The organism is Burkholderia sp. Bp8963 (assembly GCF_003854275.1).
GTDB lineage: Bacteria > Pseudomonadota > Gammaproteobacteria > Burkholderiales > Burkholderiaceae > Burkholderia.
In genome coordinates this window covers 266631-283411 of sequence record NZ_QTQP01000001.1, presented here as the reverse complement: position 1 = coordinate 283411, position 16781 = coordinate 266631, and the positions used below count along the sequence as shown (strand labels likewise).

14 protein-coding genes and 1 pseudogene are annotated in these 16781 nt (G+C 69.0%); 7 read left to right on the top strand and 8 right to left on the bottom strand.

All coding sequences use genetic code 11. From position 1 onward, the window contains the following. Positions 1–58: 58 nt before the first annotated feature. From DID96_RS01305 to DID96_RS01295, 3 genes are all read right to left on the bottom strand, one after another. The gene (locus DID96_RS01305) at positions 59–1270 is read right to left on the bottom strand and encodes a CaiB/BaiF CoA-transferase family protein (protein WP_124597464.1); all 1212 of its coding nucleotides are present in this window, start codon (positions 1268–1270) and stop codon (positions 59–61) included. Beyond that, positions 1267–2244, bottom strand: a complete 978-nt coding sequence (locus DID96_RS01300) for a hydroxymethylglutaryl-CoA lyase (protein WP_124597463.1) — start codon at positions 2242–2244, stop codon at positions 1267–1269. Before DID96_RS01300 ends, DID96_RS01305 begins: the two co-directional genes overlap by 4 nt. Positions 2245–2403: 159 nt before the next feature. Beyond that, complete coding sequence (locus DID96_RS01295) at positions 2404–3303, bottom strand: LysR family transcriptional regulator (protein WP_124597462.1); 900 nt, start codon at positions 3301–3303, stop codon at positions 2404–2406. Between the two features lie 176 nt (positions 3304–3479). Here DID96_RS01295 and DID96_RS01290 point away from each other — a divergent pair, with 176 nt between their 5' ends. Together DID96_RS01290 and otsA are read left to right on the top strand one after the other, a co-directional pair. Continuing rightward, entirely contained in the window at positions 3480–5264 is a 1785-nt protein-coding gene (locus DID96_RS01290; RefSeq protein ID WP_124597461.1) for an adenosylcobalamin-dependent ribonucleoside-diphosphate reductase, read from the top strand. Between the two features lie 334 nt (positions 5265–5598). Next, positions 5599–7005, top strand: coding sequence for an alpha,alpha-trehalose-phosphate synthase (UDP-forming) (gene otsA, locus DID96_RS01285; RefSeq protein WP_124597460.1), 1407 nt, complete (start codon positions 5599–5601; stop codon positions 7003–7005). A gap of 9 nt (positions 7006–7014) precedes the next feature. Here otsA and DID96_RS01280 read toward each other — a convergent pair whose 3' ends face one another. From DID96_RS01280 to DID96_RS01270, 3 genes are all read right to left on the bottom strand, one after another. Next, positions 7015–7482: an OsmC family protein gene (locus tag DID96_RS01280; RefSeq protein ID WP_124597459.1), complete on the bottom strand. Its 468-nt coding sequence runs from the start codon at positions 7480–7482 to the stop codon at positions 7015–7017. Positions 7483–7593: 111 nt separating this feature from the next. Beyond that, positions 7594–9561 carry an ATP-dependent zinc metalloprotease FtsH gene (ftsH, locus tag DID96_RS01275; RefSeq protein ID WP_124597458.1) on the bottom strand — a complete coding sequence of 656 codons (1968 nt, stop codon included), beginning with the start codon at positions 9559–9561 and terminating at the stop codon, positions 7594–7596. 37 nt (positions 9562–9598) lie between these two features. Beyond that, positions 9599–10108: a BCAM0308 family protein gene (locus tag DID96_RS01270; protein WP_124597457.1), complete on the bottom strand. Its 510-nt coding sequence runs from the start codon at positions 10106–10108 to the stop codon at positions 9599–9601. A 391-nt stretch (positions 10109–10499) separates the two neighbouring features. Between DID96_RS01270 and DID96_RS01265 the strand changes: the two genes are divergently transcribed. Continuing rightward, positions 10500–12170: an acid phosphatase gene (locus DID96_RS01265; protein WP_124597456.1), complete on the top strand. Its 1671-nt coding sequence runs from the start codon at positions 10500–10502 to the stop codon at positions 12168–12170. A gap of 53 nt (positions 12171–12223) precedes the next feature. Here DID96_RS01265 and DID96_RS01260 read toward each other — a convergent pair whose 3' ends face one another. Both DID96_RS01260 and DID96_RS01255 read right to left on the bottom strand, forming a co-directional pair. Further along, a complete protein-coding gene (locus DID96_RS01260; protein ID WP_124597455.1) occupies positions 12224–13720 on the bottom strand; it encodes an FAD-dependent oxidoreductase in 1497 nt (498 codons plus the stop codon). Positions 13721–13753: 33 nt separating this feature from the next. After that, positions 13754–13963, bottom strand: a complete 210-nt coding sequence (locus DID96_RS01255; protein ID WP_124597454.1) for a hypothetical protein — start codon at positions 13961–13963, stop codon at positions 13754–13756. A gap of 425 nt (positions 13964–14388) precedes the next feature. Here DID96_RS01255 and DID96_RS01250 point away from each other — a divergent pair, with 425 nt between their 5' ends. From DID96_RS01250 to DID96_RS01235, 4 genes and pseudogenes are all read left to right on the top strand, one after another. Further along, positions 14389–14805, top strand: a complete 417-nt coding sequence (locus tag DID96_RS01250; RefSeq protein ID WP_124597453.1) for a nuclear transport factor 2 family protein — start codon at positions 14389–14391, stop codon at positions 14803–14805. Then, positions 14806–14889 (top strand): annotated as a pseudogene (locus DID96_RS38755) (short-chain dehydrogenase); the annotation flags it as partial. 37 nt (positions 14890–14926) lie between these two features. Then, entirely contained in the window at positions 14927–15763 is an 837-nt protein-coding gene (locus tag DID96_RS01240) for an SDR family NAD(P)-dependent oxidoreductase (RefSeq protein ID WP_124597452.1), read from the top strand. A gap of 70 nt (positions 15764–15833) precedes the next feature. Next, positions 15834–16742, top strand: coding sequence for an NAD(P)-dependent oxidoreductase (locus tag DID96_RS01235; protein ID WP_124597451.1), 909 nt, complete (start codon positions 15834–15836; stop codon positions 16740–16742). Positions 16743–16781 lie beyond the last annotated feature (39 nt).

Below are 16781 nucleotides of genomic sequence, written 5' to 3'. Positions count from 1 at the left end.
CGGGCGGCTGCCGCGCGCAGGCGCGGCGTCACATGGCTTCACATGGCGTCAGTGGGCGTCAAGCGGCGGCCGCAGGCGCCGGCGCGGACGCGGTCAGCGCCGCGATCTGCGCGTCGCCATAGCCGAGTTCGCGCAGCACCTCGGCCGTGTGCTCGCCGACGCGCGCGATCGGGCGGCGCGGCGGCAAGCGCTGCCCGTCGAGCGAGAACGGCAGCAGCGGCATTGGCGTCTGCGACCCGTCGTCGAGCGTCAGCGGCGCGAGCCCGCCGCTGGCGAGCAGGTGCGGATCGTCGAACAGTTCCTCGGGCTTCGTGATCGACGCGAACGGCACGTGGTGCCGCTCGAACAGCGGCACGAGCGCCGCGCGCGTGCGGGTGCGCAGCGTGTCGCCGAGCGTCGCGAGCAGCCGCGGCCGCGCGACCACGCGGTCGTTGTTGGTGGCGAGCGCGGGGTCGGCCAGCAGGTCGTCGCGGCCGAGGATCGCGCACAGCGCGCGCCATTGCGCATCGCCCGTCGCCGCGACGAACATCTGCTCGCCTTCCGCCAGCTCGAACACATCGTAGACGGCCCACGCGCTGATCCGCTCCGGCATCGGCGCGGCCGGCACGCCGGTCGCCGCATACTGCTGCATGTGCTGCGCGGACAGCAGCACACAGTTCTCGAACAGCGCGCTCTGCACTTCCTTGCCCAGCCCCGTGGCCTGCCGCTCGAACAGCGCGGCGAGCACGCCGATCGCGCCGAACATCCCGCCCATGATGTCGTTGACGGAACTGCCCGCGCGCAGCGGCCGGCCGACCGGGCCCGTCATGTACGCGAGCCCGGCCATCATCTGCACGACTTCGTCGAGCGCGAGCCGGTGCTGGTACGGGCCGTCGAGAAACCCCTTGTGCGACACGTAAACGATGCGCGGATTGCGTTGCCTGAGCGTCGCGTAGTCGAGCCCGAGCGATGCCATGCGGCCCGGCTTGAAGTTCTCGACGAACACGTCCGCGCGATCGACGAGGCGCTGCAGCGCGGCGAGCCCGTCGGCCGTGTCGACGTCGAGCGCGACGCTTTTCTTGTTGCGGTTGAAGGTGCGGAAGAAACCCGCGCCGGTGCCGAGCAGACGGCGCGTGCTGTCGCCGCGCGGCGGTTCGACCTTGATCACGTCGGCGCCGAGGTCGGCGAGGATCATCCCGCAGGTCGGGCCCATCACCATATGCGACAGTTCGACGACGCGGATGCCGGCCAGCGGCAGCGAAGCGGCGGAAGCGGAAATGGAAGCGGTCATGCGGTCACCTGTGAATCAGGTCTGGAATCGGGACTGAGGTCGGCCATGAAATCGGCCATGAAGCCGGGCACGCCGGCGCGCGCGACGTAGCCGTAAAGCGGTTCGCCGGGCAGCGCGTCGGCGAGCACGTCGCGCGACGCGATCAGCCGCGCGAGATCGATGCCGGTCGCATAGCCCATCGCGTGCAGCATGAACACGAGATCCTCGGTGTTCACGTTGCCGGTCGCGCCCGGCGCGTGCGGGCAGCCACCGAGCCCCGCGAGCGACGCGTCGAACGCGCGGATACCGTGCTGGAGCGCGATCACCGTATTCGCGAGCCCGAGCCCGCGCGTGTCGTGGAAATGCAGCGAACGCAGCCGTGCGCCGGCAACCGCGCGCACGCGGGTTATCACGTCGCCGACCTGGCGCGGCGTCGCGTGGCCCGTCGTGTCGCCGAGCGCAACGGCGTCTGCGCCCGCCGCGAGCGCGTGCTGCGCGATGCGCACGACGTCATCGACCGGCACCGCGCCTTGCAGCGTGCAGCCGAACACGGTCGACAGCCCGGCGACCGTCTCCGCGCGGCCGCGCGCGAGCGTGCAGATCGCCGCGAACGTGTCGAGCATCGCATCGGGCGGCTTGCGCACGTTCGCCATGCTGTGCGCGGCGCTGACCGACAGCGGCACCACGACGCAATGCACGCCGCATGCGAGCGCGCGTTCCGCGCCCTTTTCGTTCGGCACCAGCGCGCTGACGCGCAGGTCGGGACAGGTCAGCGCATGCGCGACGACGGCATCGGCATCGGCCATCTGCGGCAGCAGCTTCGGCGGCACGAACGACGCCACTTCCATGTGCCGCACGCCTGCCGCATAGGCGGCATCGATCCAGCGCCGCTTCGCGTCGGTCGCCATCGTGCGGGCGATGCTCTGCAGCCCGTCGCGCATTCCGACTTCGGTGATCGTGACCGGGATCGTGTCCGGTCCGTCGCGTGAATCCATCGTCTTCATCCTGTCGTGTGAGGAACCCGGACGTGAGCGTGCCGCGCCGCGCGCCCGCTGCACAGTCTGGATTGACGATGGACGCCATCGCGATGAGCGATGGCTGCACAGCCGCGCCGCGCGGGATGCAGCGGCGGATTCGGGAAAAACCTGTCAGGGTTAGTCGGGAGTCGCGAGCAGGTGCTCGAGCAGACGGGCGGCGGGCAGCGACAGCGTCGCGCGGTCGCGCATGCAGATCACGAAGCTGCGTTCGGCCCATGCATCGTCGAGCGGAATGGCGGCGAGCGTGCCGGGGCCGCCGCTGCGCCGCTCGAGCGCCTCGCGCGGCAGCACCGCGATGCCGAGCCCCGCCTCGATGAAGCGGTACGCGGCGTCGATCGTCGATACGCAGGTGCGGTAGGTCAGGTCGCGGCCCTTCTCCGCCGCGATACGCTGCATCAGCGCATTGACGGACGCGTTCGACGCGAGGCCGAGCTGGTCGTAGTCGAGCGTTTCGACGAAGCTGACGGACGCGCGCGCCGCGAGCGGATGCGCGGCCGGCACGATCGCGGCGAGATGGTCGCCGCGATAGGACACGGTCTGCAGCGAACCGGTCGGCACGAAGCCGCGGCAGATGCCGAGGTCGCCCTGCCCTTCCTCGACGCCGCGCACGATGTCGACACTCACGCGTTCGTCGAGATCGACGCGCACTTGCGGATGCGTCTGCAGAAAAGCGGCCAGCGCTTCGGGCAGGAACTCGACCATCGACGACACGTTCGCGAGCACACGCACATGACCGCGCGCGCCCGATGCATATTCGCCGAGCTCGGCCTGCAGGCGCTCGTAGCTGCGCATGATCTGCCGCGCATGCAGCAGCATCGCGTCGCCCGCGGCGGTCGTGCGCACGCCGCGCTGGCCGCGCGACAGCAGCGCGACATCGACGAGCGCTTCAAGATCCGCGAGGCGTTTGCTGACCGCCGAAGGCGCGATGAACTCGCGTTCGGCGGCGCGCGCGATCGAGCCTTCCTCGCAGACGGCGATGAACAGGCGCAAGGTGATCTGATCGATTTGCCAGCTCATAGGAAGACCCAGGAAGACTCGGGATGCGCAAACAAGGTCGCCCAGCATACGACAATTCGCGCTACACGACGCATGTCTGCGTGTCGAGCAACGAAGCGGCTGCCGATTGCGCTTGATCAAAATCGCCGCGCATGCGCTTCGTACAGTGTCCTTATTGCCCGCATGAAAGCGACGCCATGGACGAACAGCCGGTATGTGCCGCAGTGCTCGCCGATCGCTATGCGCGTGCGGGCGAGACAACACGCACGGCGGTGTTCCGGCGCGTCGCGCATGCGCTGTCGCTCGCCGAGCCGATGACGTCGCGCGCCCGCGTCGAGCAGCTGTTCTACCGGAACATGCAGCGCGGCGCGATCGGCGCGGGCCGCATCATGGCGAATGCGGGCGCCGGCGCGGAAGGCACGATGGTGAACTGCTTCGTGCATCCGGTCAGGATGCCCGACGACGCATCGGTCGCGGCCGTGCATGCGGCACTCGCGCGCGCGCTCGACGAGGCGCGCGTCACGCTGCTGATGGGCGGCGGCGTCGGCTACGATTTTTCATCGCTACCGCCCGCGGCCGCATACGAACGGCGCGGCCCCGATACCCCCGACGTATGCACGGCGATCGACCGCTTCGATCTGCTGTGCCGCGCATTGCCCTATACGGGGCCGCGGCATGGCGCGCAGATGGCGGTGCTGCGCTGCGACCATCCGGACATCGTCGCATTCGTCGAAGCGAAGCACGGCCGGCGACGCTGGCCGACCTTCAACCTGTCGGTCGGCGTGACCGATGCGTTCATGGCGGCAGTCGCGGACAACCTGCCGTGGATGCTGCGGCATCGCGTGCCGCCATGCGCGCCGGCGTGCACGCAAACGGCGCTGCCGGACGGCAACTGGATCTACGCAAGCTTGCCCGCGCGCGCGCTGTGGCATGCGATCGTCAACGAAGCGCGCGACAGTTCGGAGCCGGGGCTGCTGTTTCTCGACACGATCGGCGCGGCCGATTCGCTGCGCGCGCACGAGCGCATCGATGCGACGAATCCGTGCGGCGAGCAGCCGCTGCCCGCGTACGGCAGCTGCGTGCTCGGGCCGATCGACCTGTCGCGGCTCGTACGCCATCCGTTCGGCATCGATGGCGAGCCGCGTTTCGATTTCGCGACGCTTGCCGACGAAGTGCGCGTGCTGGTGCGCATGCTCGACAACGCGATCGACCTGACCGTGTGGCCGCTTGCCGAGCACGCGCGCGAAGCGCACGAAAAACGGCGCATCGGCATCGGCGTGACGGGGCTCGCCGACGCGCTCGCGATGCTGCGGCTGAGCTACGACAGTGGCGCCGCGCGGATGGTCGCACGCGAGATCGCGCTGACGATGCGCCAGCATGCGTTCTCCGCGTCGGCGGTGCTCGCGTCCGAGCGCGGCGTGTTTCCCGCTTACGATCCCGCCGATTATCTCGACGGCACCGCGCATCGCGCGCCGCTGCCGCTCGTGGTGCGCCAGGCGATCGCCCGTCACGGGCTGCGCAACAGCCATCTGCTGTCGTTCGCGCCGGCGGGCAGCGTGAGCCTCGCGTTCGGCGACAACTGCTCGCACGGCATCGAGCCCGCGATCGACTGGGTGCAGCGCCGCCACGTGCGCACCGGCGACAACCACGTGCATGCGATTCGTGCGGAGAATCACGCGTATCGGCTGTTCCGGCAGCTGCACGGCGAACAGGCGCCACTGCCCGACTATTTCGTGAAAGCGGCCGACGTCGCCCCGGCCGACCACGTGTCGATGCTCGCCGCATTGCAGCCGTGTGTCGACGCGGCGATCTCGAAGACGGTCAACGTCGACCGTCGCTGCTCGCTCGCGCAGGTCGATGCGCTGTTCTTCGCCGCATGGCGCGAACGCCTGAAAGGCATCACGATCTTCCGTCCGGATCCGGCGTTCGCGTCGGTGATCGTCGGCGGCAGCGCGGGGCGCACGGAGTCGCACGCGTGCTGACGGCCGCCGCGCATCGGCGTAAATGCCGCGTATGTATTGCAGATGCGCATTGCAGGTGCGTAGCAAATGCATCGAGGATGCTTCGCGGGCGTCTCGCGGGCATTGATTGACCACGAACCAATTGCAGGCTTTTAAAACCGACGAATGCCGAGTATCCTAAAAAAAGCACTCCCGGTCGGACGGCGGGTCGCGTGCCTTGACACCCGTCCGATCATTGCGGCCCTGTCGTGCCTGTTGCGTCGATCACGCCGATCGCGTTGACGGTGCCGGCGGCGGCAACTTTCGCGCCTCATGGCCGCACAAGCCCATTCCCCACTATTCGTCAGGAGAGCTGGTGAGCCGTCTCGTCGTCGTATCGAATCGCATCGCAGATCCACGCAAGGCCGCTGCAGGCGGGCTCGCTGTTGCCGTGAAGGACAGCCTGCAGGAAACGGGCGGCGTATGGTTCGGCTGGAGCGGAAGGTTACGCGGCGACGGCGACACGCCGGGCCGCAGCGACGACGTGCAGTTGCAGAACGTCGGCGGAATCCAGCTCGCGACGATCGATCTCGATCCGCAGGACTACGACGCCTACTACCTCGGCTACTCGAACAACGTGCTGTGGCCGGTATTCCACTACCGGCTCGATCTCGCGCAATTCGACCGACGTTTCGCGGACGGCTATCGCCGCGTGAACCAGCTGTTTGCGCGCAAGCTGCGCACGCTGCTGCGCCCCGACGACGTCGTGTGGGTGCACGACTACCAGCTGATTCCGCTCGCGGCCGAATTGCGCGCGATGGGCTGCACGAACCCGATCGGCTTCTTCCTGCACATTCCGATGCCGCCGCCGCTGATCATGGCGGCGATCCCCGAGCACGAATGGCTGATGCGCTCGCTGTTCGCGTACGACCTCGTCGGTTTCCAGACCGAATCGGACCTGCTGCACTTCGAGCATTACGTCGAAGCGGAAGCCGGCGCGGCACGCCTCGCCGACGGGCGGCTGCACGCGTTCGGCCGCACGCTGTCAGCGGGCGCGTTCCCGATCGGCATCAACGTCGACGAATTCGCGGCGCTCGCGGAGAATCGCGACGGCATCGACATGTTCGAGCGGATGCGCGACGAGTATTCGCGCCGCCAGCTGCTCGTCGGCGTCGACCGTCTCGACTATACGAAGGGGCTGCCGCAGCGCGTGCAAGCGTTCCGCCAGCTGCTCGAACAGTATCCGGAGAATCGCAACCGCGCGACGCTGATCCAGATCGCCGCGCCGAGCCGCGAGGATCTCGGCGCGTACGACGATCTGCGACGCGAGATGGACAGCCTGTGCGGCGCGATCAACGGCGACTACGGCGAACTCGAATGGATGCCGATGCGCTACATCCACCGCACCGTCGCGCGCCGGCGGCTGCCGGGCCTGTATCGCGCGAGCCGCGTCGCGCTCGTCACGCCGCTGCGCGACGGGATGAATCTCGTCGCGAAGGAATTCCTCGCCGCGCAGGACGGCAGCGATCCGGGCGTGCTCGTGCTGTCGCGCTTCGCGGGCGCGGCCGAGCAGCTGAAGGATGCGTTGCTCGTCAATCCTTACGATACGCAAGGCACCGCGCAGGCGATCCAGCGCGCGCTCGCGATGTCGCTCGACGAGCGGCGCCAGCGCCATGACGCGTTGATGGCGACCGTGCGCAAATACGACGTGCACTGGTGGCGCACGCGCTTTCTCGACGCGCTCGCCAACGCGTCCGAGGCCGCGGCGGCCACGCCACTCTGACGCGCGCAGTCACAGACTCGTCTGCACGTCCTCGAGCACCGCGCCGTTCACGTCGCACACGTCGACCGAGACCGGGATGCCGGTCCGCACGCTTTCGGTGACGACGCACAGCGCATCGAACTGCTCGAGCGCGCGCGACACCTGCGCGAGATCGGCCCACGGTTTGCCGATCATGAGCCGCACCGCCATCGCGCCGACCCGCACGCGCCCGGTCTCGTTCTGGACCATGTCGACGTCGATCTGCGCAGTGACGGGCCGCGCATCGGTGTGATTTTTCTCGAGCGCGAACAACAGGCTCGCGGCGAGACAGTTTGCGACCGACGCGGCCAGCAGGCGGACCGGATTCGGTCCCTGCCCCCGCCCGAGCGGCATCGGCTCGTCGGTCAGCATGACAGGCAGGTCCGTGCCGGGAAACCGGACCTCGAAACGGTAGCAGTCGAGTTGTGCGACTTCGACCGACACACGCTCTTCGCTCATGGCGACTCCGTCGAAAAAGGGGATGGACGCACTGCGGATCCGATCGATTCTCCGCACAGCGACGCGCGCGGCGCAATCGGCATTTCCATGGCTTGAACCGGTGAGCCGCCGTCAGCGGTCGGGTTTGCGCGGCGCGTCGTAGGTCATCAAATCGTGCACGTCGGCGGTGGCGCCGTCGGGCCCGTTCGTTGTGGCGCCCTGCTGCGCTTGCGGGTCGGCGGCCGCGCGGCGCGGCGCTTCGCCGCGCGACGCGATCAGCGCCTGCAGTTCGTCGCGTTCGAGCATTTCGCATTCGAGCAGCCGGCGCGCGATCCGTTCGAGCGCATCGCGGCGCTCGCCGAGCGTCGCGGCCACGCGCGCATGCGCGTCCTCGAGCAGCGCGCGCACCTCGTCGTCGATCAGTTGCGCGGTGTGCTCGCTGCAGCGGCCGTCGCCGGCCTGCCAGCCGGGCATCCCCGCGCGCGGCGCCGCGTCGTCGAAGGTCGCGAGGCCGATGGTCTCGCTCATCCCGTACTGCGTGACCATGTGCCGGGCCATCGCGGTCGCGCGTTCGAGGTCGTTCTGCGCGCCGGTCGACACGTCGCCGAACACGAGCTCTTCGGCGACCCGCCCGCCGAGCAATGCGTCGAGCCGGTCGAGCAGCTCGCTCTTGCGCAGCACGTAGCGATCCTCGGTCGGCACCTGCTGCGTGAAGCCGAGCGCCGCGACGCCGCGCGGAATGATCGATACCTTCTTCACCGGATCGCAATGCGTGCGGCTTTGCGCGACGAGCGCGTGCCCGGCCTCGTGATACGCGATCGTCACCTTCTCCTGTTCGTTCATCACGCGGCTCTTGCGTTCCATGCCGGTCATCGCGCGGTCGATCGCCTCGTCGAAGTCGGTCATCTCGATCGCGGGCTTGCCCTGCTCGGCCGCGTGCAGCGCGGCTTCGTTGACGACGTTCGCGAGATCCGCGCCGACGAACCCAGGCGTGCGTGACGCCAGCTCGGCGAGATCGACGCCGGGCCCGAGTTTCACGTGCTTCACGTGCACGCCGAGTATCTGCTTGCGGCCGGTCAGGTCGGGCCGGTCGATCGCGATGTGGCGGTCGAAGCGGCCGGGGCGCAACAGCGCGGGATCGAGGATCTCGGGCCGGTTGGTCGCGGCCATGATGATCACGCCGGAATTCGCCTGGAACCCGTCCATCTCGACGAGCAGCTGGTTCAGCGTCTGCTCGCGCTCGTCGTTGCCGGACATCATGCCGACGCCGCGTACCTTGCCGAGCGCGTCGAGCTCGTCGACGAACACGATGCACGGCGCCTTCTGCTGCGCCTGCTCGAACAGGTCGCGCACGCGCGCCGCGCCGACGCCGACGAACATCTCGACGAACGCCGAGCCGCTGATCGAGAAGAACGGCACGGCCGCCTCGCCGGCGACCGCGCGCGCGAGCAGCGTCTTGCCGGTGCCCGGCGCGCCGACGATCAGCACGCCCTTCGGGATCTTGCCGCCGAGCCGGCTGTAGCGCTCCGGATTGCGCAGGAACGTGACGAGCTGCTGCAGTTCGGCCTTCGCCTCGTCGATGCCCGCGATGTCGTCGAACGTGATGCCGGTTGCCTGCTGCACGTACACGCGGGCCTGGCTCTTGCCCATCCCGCTGAAGTCCTGCAGCCCGCCGCGCCGCCGCAGCATCATGTTCCAGATGAAGATGAAGCCGATCAGCGGCAGCACCCACGACGCGAGCGCCGACAGCCAGCCCGTGTCCGGGGTGCCGTGATAGCGGATTCCGGCGGCCGTCAGCGTGTCGATCAGGTGGTCGTCGGTCACCCGGTTCGTCGTGAAGCGCCACGGCGCGCCGGCCTCCTTCACGACCGCCGTCTCGGACGCCGGCAGCAGCGTCGCAGCCTGCGGCATCCGCAGCGTGCCGGAGATCGACGTCGGGCTGATCTCGAGATCGTCGACGAGCTTCGCGGTGACGAGCTGATGGAAATCGCTGTACGCGATCGACGTGGACGACGGATGCAGCATCAGCAACTGCACCGCGAACAGCACGAAGAAGCCGATCGCGATCAGCAGCCCCGGATAGTCGAATTTCCTGTCCATGGCATCGGGCCGGGCTTGCGGGCGCGGCGTCGCGCGCTCAGGCTTCCGCGCGCTTCCATTCGGCGCGCAGCATGCCTTCGCCGTCCGGATAGTGCAGCGTCAGCTTGCCGTGGTGCGCGCGCAGCATCGCCTTGCCGAGCCGCCGCAGCATGTGTACGCCGGTCGTGCGCACGGTCATCGACGCGTTGCCGTCGTCGATTTCCATGATCCGCTCGAGCGGATGCGTGCGGGTTTCGTCGTCCGCCTGGTGGTTGAGCAGCGCGAGGATGTCCGCGCGGCAGCGGTCGACGTACGCGCCGCTCAGGATCAGTTCGCCGGCCGGTGCGCGATCTTCGGTGCGCTTGCAGGCCGGACACTGCAGTGCCTTCGCGTCGTCCGGCGCCGCGTGCCAGGTCCAGCGGCCTTCGTCATAGGATGCGCCGCACGTCGTGCAGCGGGTTGCGGTCTTGAGCCGCTTCGGCGCGTGATAACTGTCGTCGGTATGCGCGGGCGGCCGCTGGTCGCGCCGCATTGCCGACTGCATCGGAGTGGGATTCGAGTGGTTCATCGTCGCCTCGTTTCGTCAAATGAATGGGCGCTTGCGCATTCGCGCGGTCATGCGCGGACCCGCGCGTCGCGCGGCCGTTGACACCTGACGGCCGGTTGCGCCGTCACGCGCGTGCACACGGTCCGTAAGTCCAGTCTAGTTCGCGGCCGCGCGTCTCGCAGCGATGCGCGCGCGGCCGATTCATCCGACCTGATCCTTGGATCCCGACCCTCGCCGCGTTATAGTCGTGTTCGTGACATTTATATGACAATAAGGTGCGCGCCGGGATCGCTGGCACCATCGAAGCCGCCCGCGCGAATCGATGCTGAATTGACGAGCAATCGGCAATCGATCCGCATCGAATCGGCCACGCATCTGACGCTCGCCACCCGCCCATCCGAGGAGCCTCGACGTGAACAAGACCCCTGACCGGCCCGATGACCTTCCCGACGATCCCGATCGCCGCCGCGTGCTCGGCGGCATTGCCGCGCTCGGCGCGAGCGTCGCGCTTCCCGGTTGTGAAACCGCGCCGTCGGCCGGCGCGGCACCGCGCTCGGCCGCCGATCTCCGGCTCGACGATGCGCTGCGCGGTCACGTGCGCAACATCGTCGTGATCTATGCGGAAAACCGCAGCTTCGCGAACCTGTACGGTGATTTCCCCGGCGTGCAATACCCGTTGAGCGCAGTGTCGCGCGAGCATGCGCTGCAGCTCGACCGCGACGGCAAGACGCCGCTGCCGGCGCTGCCGAAGATCTGGGGCGGCCTCGTGCCGCAGGCGCAGGAGGTTGGCGGCCGGCGCTACATGATCGGCGAGCACGACATCGCGAAGCTGCCGAATGCGCCGTTCCAGATCCACGACGCACACGGCAAGCCGCTGCCGAACGACGTGATCACGCGCGACCTGTGGCACCGCTTCTATCAGAACCAGATGCAGATCAACGCGGGCCGCAACGACCAGTTCGCCGCGTGGGCCGATTCGGGCGGCCTCGTGATGGGGCACTACCGCAACTCGGCCGATACGCTGCGGCTGTGGCAGCTCGCGCAGCAGTACACGCTGTGCGACAACTTCTTCATGGCGGCCTTCGGCGGCTCGTGGCTCAACCACATGTATCTGATCGGCGCGCAGCCGCCGCTGTATCCGGATGCGCACAAGCACCCGCAAGCCGCGAAGCTGCTGTCGGCGGTCGAAGGCGACGATCCGGCCGGCACGCGGCTGAAGCTCGCGGCCGATTCGCCGGCGTCCGCGCTCGACGGCCCGCCGAAGTTCGAGCGCGACGGCGCGCTCACGCCCGACGGCTACGGGGTCAACACGATGGCGCCGCCGTACCAGCCGAGCTACGTGCGGCCGCCCGAGAACGGCAACCCCGCGTATGCCGACCCGGACGATCATCGCGTGCTGCCGCCGCAGGCGTACGCGACGATCGGCGACCGGCTGTCGGACAAGGGCATCGACTGGGCGTGGTACAGCGGCGCGTGGCAATACGCGCTCGAGCATCGCGACACGGGCACCGTGCCTGACTTCCAGTATCACCATCAGCCGTTCAACTACTTCGTCCGCTACGCGCCGGGCACCGAAGCGCGCCGCCGCCACCTGCGCGACGCGGGGCTCGGCGACGATCCGTCGACCAACCGCCTGCTCGCCGACATCGACGCGGGCCGCCTGCCCGCGGTCACGTTCTACAAGCCGCAGGGTAACCTGAACATGCATGCGGGCTACGCGGATGTCGCATCGGGCGACCGCCACATCGCGACCGTGATCGAGCACATCCGGCGCGGCCCGCAATGGGCGAACACGGTGATCGTGATGACGCACGACGAGAATGGCGGCTGGTGGGATCCGGTCGCGCCGCCGCCGGGTGATCGCTGGGGCCCCGGCTCGAGAATTCCGGCGCTCGTGATCGCGCCGTTCGCGAAAAAGGGTTACGTTGACCACACGCTGTACGACACGAACTCGATCCTGCGCTTCATCAGCCGCGTGCACGGGCTGGCGCCGCTCGACGGCGTGGCCGCGCGCAACCAGGCGTTCGCCGCGCGCGGGCAGACGCCGCCGGGGGATCTGACGAACGCGCTCGACTTCGGTTGACGCGCGGGCGAAACGGCGGTGAGCGGACATCGCGTCCGCCACCACCGCCGACGCTATGCGGCATTCTTCAGCGCATTGCGGTCCGCGCGCGCCGCATGACGCCCTGCCAGGCGCCCGAAGAACGTCGCGTCCGCGAGCGACAACCCCGAGCTGTATCCGGCGCCCCAGCGCGGCAACCCGCACGTCGTGCGGCCGGCCGCGAAGAGGCCCGGCACCGGCGTGCGCATCGCGTCGACCACCTGCCCGGTCGGCAGCGTGTCGAGCCCGCCGAGCGTGAAGTGCGGATAGAACGCGTAGTCGATCCGGCAGTCGAGTGCGACGAACGGTGGCTCGTCGAGCGGCTTCAGCCATTTCGCGGCCTTGTGGAACAGCGGATCGATGCCCTGGGCCGCGTGGCGGTTGTAGACGTCGACGGTCGCGCTCAGCGTGCCGGCCGGCATCTGCAGGTCGCGCTCGACCTCTTCCCAGGTTTCGCCGGCCGCCGCGATACCGATCCGCGCGATCGCGGGCGGCTCCCGATAGGTCGCCTGATCGACGAGCAGGTAGATCCGGTCGTCCGGCTGCTGGAACGCGTGCTGGCCCGTGCGGCCGTGATAGCCGTCCTCGTTGATGAAGCGCTGCCCGCGCGCGTTCACGAAAATCCCTTTGATCAGCGATTCCGGTGCATAGAACGGCAGGCTGACGAACGCCTGGTCCATGTGGATCGCCGCGCCGCCCGCACTCACGCCCAGCAGGATGCCCGCGCCGTCGTCGCCGGGGCTGCCGATCGGCTCGGCCGAGCGCAGCAGTTGCGGCGCATGGCGGCGCACCATGTCGCGGTTCATCGCGAACCCTCCGGCGCACAGGATCACCGCGCGCCGGGCGCGCACGAATGCGGTCTCGCCGTACGCGCGCAGCACGACCCCGCACACGGCGCCCCGATCGTCAACGATCAGCGCGAGCGCGCGCGTGTCGTAGCGCGTCGCGACGGCGAGTGCCTGCACGCGCTCGGCCAGCACCTTCATCAGCATCTGGCCGCCGCCCCAGCCCGGCCATTGCGGCGTGTGGCCGCGCGGGCAAGGCTTCGCGGCCTCGCTGAACGGCCAGGCTTCCTCGCTGCCCGACCAGATCAGGCAGTCGTCGGTTTCCGGCTCGACGATCCGCTCCGCGATGAACGTGTTCTTGTACGTGAGCCCCTGCGCGACGAGCCAGTCGTGATGCGCGAGGCTCTCGTTCGCGTAGACGCGCACCTTCGCTTCGTCCGCGTCGCGGCCGCCCGCGAGCATCAGGTAGCGGTACAGGTCTTCCGTTTCGTCGTGAAAGCCGGCCTGCCGCTGCGCGGGCGTGCCGCCGCTGCCGCCGAGGTAGATCTCGCCGCCCGACAGCGCGCTCGTGCCGCCGTAGCTCGATGCGCGTTCGAGGATCAGCGTGTCGGCGCCGGCGCTCGCGGCTTCGATGGCCGCGCACGCGCCGGCCGCGCCGAAACCGACGATCACGACGTCGTGATCGGCATCCCAGTGGCGTACGTCGCGGGTGTTCAGCGGGCGAGTCAGGGCGTATTCAGATGACATGAGGAATGGGGCAATGTAAAGGGCATCGACGCGTTACATGCCGTGCAGCGCGGCGAACCCGAAGTGCGCGGGATCGATCGGTACGCAGCCGGTCGGCAGGCCGTTCGCGTCGACGGCGCGGCACTGCAGCGTGCCCGCCGCGTACGGCGGCGACGGCACCTCGTCGGCCGCGTAGCGCGCGATCGCGATGGCCGCCAGCGTGCCTGCGGCAAGTGCGCCCAGCTTGCGATTCGTCAGTCTCATGATCGTCTCCTCCAGATGCGCCGCGGGTGCGGTTCCAGGTCCGGCGCGGTCGATGCCGCAGCGGATGACTGCACGGTAGCGACCGGCGTCGCGCCGGCCATCGTCCGTTTCGACTAAGGGCAAACGCGGAGAGGCCGCTATCACCGATGGCGCGCCGCAGCATCGACCCATTCGCCTCAGGGATCGGAGACGCCGGCACGCAGCGCTGGCGCGGGCAATCGCCCGAACGCAAGCCGGCACGCCCGTTGCTGCGCCGCATGATCGCGATGTGCTGCACCACGAGCCCTCGTGTTTTCCCCGACCCGGCCCCTGCTCCTTATGGGTGATGAGCGCCGTCCGTCCGGATGCGAACCTGCGCGTCGCAATGCCGCTGCAGCCGCTGCAGTGGCGCGGCCATCTACTCCGTCCTTTCACGGGAGCCCCGCATGACCGATACGAATCCCCGTCACGCGCTGTACGAACTCGCGTGCCGCTACGCACAGGCTGTCGACCGTCGCGACTGGCGGCAGCTCGCCGCCCTCTTCACCCCCGACGCGCGCCTCGCCGGGCCCGGCTTCGCGTTCGACGATCTCGACGCGATCGTCGCGGGCATGGGCGCGATCGGCCGCTACGAGACGACCCAGCATCAGGTGCACAACCAGCTCGTCACGCTCGATGGCGGCGAGGCGGCGGTCGAGACCTACGGCGTCGCGTGCCACGTGTACGTGCGCGACGGCGTGAAGCGCAAGCTCGACTGGGGGCTGCGCTACCACGACCGCTGCGTGTTCGACGGCAGCGCATGGCGCTTCGCCGCGCGCACGCTGCTCGTCGACTGGGCGCAGGACTTGCCGCTGCAGGGCTGAATGTTCCTCGCGTCGGACGAATCGCGCTTCATCAACGGCGCGGAACTGCGGATCGACAACGCACAACTGATCTCGTCGCTGTGACGCAGCACGAGCGTTTTTCCCCCGGAGGCTTATCCAGATGATTGAAATGACCGGCAAGACCGTGCTGATCACCGGTGGCGGTGCGGGCATCGGCCGCGCGTGCGCGGAAACGTTCGGCGCGGCGGGCGCGCGCGTCGTCGTCGCGGAAATCGACGCCGCCCGCGCGCAGGACGTGCGGCACGCACTCGAGGCGGCGGGCGTCGAGTCGCTCGTCGACATGGTCGACGTGACGCGCCGCGACGAGGTCGACGCGTTCGCGCAAACGATCGACGCGCGCTTCGGCGGCCTCGACGTGCTCGTGAACAACGTCGGCGATTTCCTGCAGATCGCGAAACCGTTCGACGACTACACGGACGCCGACATCGCGCGGCTGTTCGACGTGAACCTGCGGCAGGTGTTCGTCGTCACGCGCGCGATGTTGCCGCTGCTGCGCCGGCGCGGCGCGGGCGGCAGCATCGTCAGCGTGTCGTCGATCGAAGGTTTCCGCGCGATTCCGAACTGCGCGGTGTACGCGTCGTTCAAGGCCGCGCTGACCGGCTTCACGAAAAGCCTCGCGCTCGAGCTCGGGCCCGCGGGCATTCGCGTGAACCAGATCGCGCCCGAAACGACCGAGACGCCGCAGGTGCCGGTGAGCGCGATGGTCGCCGCCGAGCACCGCGAGCACATCCCGCGCTGGATTCCGCTCGGCCGCTTCGGCGCGGCGGGCGACATCGCGGGTGCGGCGCTGTTCCTCGCGAGCCCGCTCGCCGCGTGGGTCACCGGCACGACGCTGCACGTCGACGGTGGCGCGCTCGCGGCGGCCGGCTGGTATCGCGACCCGAACGGCTTCTGGACCAACCTGCCGGTCGTCACCGGCAACGGCTTCAATTTCTGAGCGGCCACGCGCCCGCTGTTCCCGTTCACGCAACCCGGCGAGCGACGCACGCATCGTCATCGGAGACACCATGAACATTCTCGTCATCGGCGGCACCGGCCTCATCGGCGGCCACGCCGCGCTGTATCTGCAGGCGCAGGGCAACACCGTCACGCTTGCCGCGCGCAAACCGCCCGCGGCAGGCTCCGCGCTCGCGCAATTCGACGTGCTGCAGCGCGATTACGTTGCCGGCAATTTCACGCGCGACGATCTCGCGCGCTTCGACGCGATCGTGTTCGCCGCCGGCAACGACATCCGCCACCTGCCGCCCGGCACCGACGAAGCCGCGCACTGGGAGCGCGCGAACGTCGAGGCCGTGCCGCGCTTCTTCGCGCTTGCGCGCGACGCGGGCGTGAAGAAGGCCGTGCTCGTCGGCAGCTTCTATCCGCAGGTCGCACCCGAACTCGTCGACACGATTCCTTACGTGCGTTCGCGCCATCTGGCCGACCAGCGCGTGCGTGCGCTCGCGACGCCGTCGTTCACGGTATGCAGTGTGAATGCGCCGTTCGTCGTCGGCTCGGTGCCGGGCCTGCGCAACGAGATGTTCGCGGCGTATACGGGCTATGCGGAAGGCAAGCTGGCCGGGCTGCCCGTTTACGGGCCGGCGGGCGGCAGCAACTTCATCTCGACGCAATCGCTGTCGGAAGCGATCTGGGGCGCGCTGCAGCGCGGCGAGTCGGGCAAGGCCTACCTCGTCGGCGACGAGAACCTGAGCTTTGCAGACTATTTCGCTGCCTTCTTCCGCGCGGCCGGCAATCCGCAGGAGGTGCCGTCGCTCGACCAGGCGCATCCGCTGCTGCCGGACATCGCGATCTATACGGGGCGCGGCAACGTCGTGTCGTACGAGCCGGATGCGGCGGATCTCGCGGTGCTGCGCTATCGGCGCGGTGACGTGCAGCGCGCGGTGGATGAAGTCGTCGCGCATTGCCGCGCGCAGTGAGCGATGGCGCGCGCGTCGCCGGGCGCGAGCGGCGCGCAT

What these genes read in the sequence shown, in the direction of transcription:
- DID96_RS01305 (WP_124597464.1), bottom strand. Translation starts at nt 1,270, where the DNA reads ATGACCGCTTCCATTTCCGCTTCCGCCGCTTCGCTGCCGCTGGCCGGC.
- DID96_RS01300 (WP_124597463.1), bottom strand. Translation starts at nt 2,244, where the DNA reads ATGGATTCACGCGACGGACCGGACACGATCCCGGTCACGATCACCGAA.
- DID96_RS01295 (WP_124597462.1), bottom strand. Translation starts at nt 3,303, where the DNA reads ATGAGCTGGCAAATCGATCAGATCACCTTGCGCCTGTTCATCGCCGTC.
- DID96_RS01290 (WP_124597461.1), top strand. Translation starts at nt 3,480, where the DNA reads ATGGACGAACAGCCGGTATGTGCCGCAGTGCTCGCCGATCGCTATGCG.
- DID96_RS01280 (WP_124597459.1), bottom strand. Translation starts at nt 7,482, where the DNA reads ATGAGCGAAGAGCGTGTGTCGGTCGAAGTCGCACAACTCGACTGCTAC.
- ftsH (WP_124597458.1), bottom strand. Translation starts at nt 9,561, where the DNA reads ATGGACAGGAAATTCGACTATCCGGGGCTGCTGATCGCGATCGGCTTC.
- DID96_RS01270 (WP_124597457.1), bottom strand. Translation starts at nt 10,108, where the DNA reads ATGAACCACTCGAATCCCACTCCGATGCAGTCGGCAATGCGGCGCGAC.
- DID96_RS01260 (WP_124597455.1), bottom strand. Translation starts at nt 13,720, where the DNA reads ATGTCATCTGAATACGCCCTGACTCGCCCGCTGAACACCCGCGACGTA.
- DID96_RS01255 (WP_124597454.1), bottom strand. Translation starts at nt 13,963, where the DNA reads ATGAGACTGACGAATCGCAAGCTGGGCGCACTTGCCGCAGGCACGCTG.
- DID96_RS01250 (WP_124597453.1), top strand. Translation starts at nt 14,389, where the DNA reads ATGACCGATACGAATCCCCGTCACGCGCTGTACGAACTCGCGTGCCGC.
- DID96_RS01240 (WP_124597452.1), top strand. Translation starts at nt 14,927, where the DNA reads ATGATTGAAATGACCGGCAAGACCGTGCTGATCACCGGTGGCGGTGCG.
- DID96_RS01235 (WP_124597451.1), top strand. Translation starts at nt 15,834, where the DNA reads ATGAACATTCTCGTCATCGGCGGCACCGGCCTCATCGGCGGCCACGCC.